We start from the raw sequence: 1,743 nt of genomic DNA, 5'->3' as shown, positions 1-1,743 counted from the left end.
CGCCTGGACCGAGGCGTCGTGGAACTGGACCATGGGCGTCAACCTGATGGCGACCATTTGGGGGATCGAGATTTTCGGGCCGTTGATCGAGCAGCATGGCGAGGGTGGACACATCGTCTCCACAGCCTCGATCGCTGGCCTCATTTCAGGGGAGAGCAATGCATACAACGTCTCCAAGTATGGCGTTGTCGCGCTGTCCGAGGGCCTGCGGCGTGAACTCGGGCCCCGAGGCATTGGCGTATCGGTGCTGTGTCCAGGGATCATCCGCACTCAAATCATGAACTCAAGACGCAATCTCCCCAAGCGCTTCGAGGGGGCGCTCCCTGCCTGGCCGACTTCGGGCCCACGTGCCGAGCGGATCAATATGCTCCGGGAACGCATCTCTCAGGGCATAGAACCCAACTATGTCGGTGAACTCGTCCGCGAAGGCGTCGAAAAGGACTTGCCATATATCTTCACCGACCTCGAATTTGAGCCGATGATCGAAGCGCGCTTCGCCGCAATCAAGCAAGGCTTTGACCACATCCGCGGGCGCAACCCGAAACGTTGAGCGCGCAGCCCTTCCACCGGCCTTAGCGGCTAAAACGAATATTCGGAGGGCTGAAACCGGCTTCAAAACCGTTGCGCAGTGGACCGCCAATGTCTCAGCTGGGTCATTCGCGTCGGTTTGACCGGATCACGGCGACTTCCGGTCTACCCCGGTGAACGGACACTCTCAGGATAGGCGGACATGTCTCAGAATGGGATGGACCGGCCGTGCTCCCGCCCCGAACCGCTCAGAGAATGAGTTGGGGCTTTGAAGCACGAGGAGCACATCGCCATGCCCCATAAAACAGCCGCTACAGTCGCACACACGATTGGCATCGATGCTGGCAAGAATACCCTGCATTTGATTGGCCTCGACGATAAGGGGGCGATCGTTTTGCGGGAAAAGGTCGCTCGCGACCGGATCACAGTCCGGCTCGCCAATGTGCCGCAGTGCCTGATCGGGATCGAAGCTGGCATGGCGACGCACTATGTGGCTCGCGAGCTAAGTGCGCTCGGTCATGACGTAAAGCAGGTACCGCCCGCTTATGCCAAGCCGTTCCGGCAAGGCCACAAGAACGACTTCAGAGATGCCTACGCGATCGCGGAAGCTGTTCAGCGGCCGTCCACACGGTGCGTTCCGGTGAAGACCGACGATCAACTTGATCTGCAGGCACTGCACCGGGTGCGATCTCGCCTGGTCGGCCAACGAACAGCCGTGATCAATCAGATCCGCAGTTTCCTTTTGGAGCACGGCATTGCGATACGTCAGGGGCTCCGCTTCCTCCGCCAACAGCTTCCGGACATCCTGGCCAAGCGCAGCGACGTATTGTCCCCCCGTATGATCAGGATCATCGAGGACCTCAGTGGCGATTGGCGGCGTCTGGATGAGCGTATCGAACACATTACCGCAGAGATCGAGGTTCTGGCGCAGGGCAGCGAGAGTTGTCGCCAATTGATGACCGTTCCGGGTGTCGGCCCGATCATTGCAAGTGCAATGGTGGCTGCGATCGGCAACGGCACTGCCTTTGCAAAAGGGCGCGACTTTGCGGCGTGGCTCGGCCTGATACCGAAGCAGATGTCCACGGGTGATCGTACCATCCTTGGCCGCATCACTAAACGTGGCAATCGCTATCTGCGGACGCTCTTCATGCAAGGTGCCCGCGTTATTTTGCTCAGGCCGGCAAACTGGATGAAGCACAGTTTTGGCCCGTGGCT

At 59.4% G+C, this 1,743-nt stretch carries 2 protein-coding genes; both read left to right on the top strand.

The genetic code is table 11. The annotated features are described in order from the left end of the window. Positions 1-550 (top strand): SDR family NAD(P)-dependent oxidoreductase (locus tag VMT30_02880; GenBank protein HVQ43886.1); only part of this gene is annotated, 550 nt, incomplete at its 5' end. Positions 551-820: 270 nt separating this feature from the next. Further along, positions 821-1,743: IS110 family transposase (locus VMT30_02875; protein HVQ43885.1), on the top strand; the 923-nt coding region annotated here is incomplete at its 3' end.

The sequence above is a fragment of the Candidatus Saccharimonadia bacterium genome, from assembly GCA_035544015.1.
GTDB lineage: Bacteria > Patescibacteriota > Saccharimonadia > UBA4664 > UBA4664 > UBA5169.
This window is presented reverse-complemented; position numbering and strand designations above follow the sequence as displayed.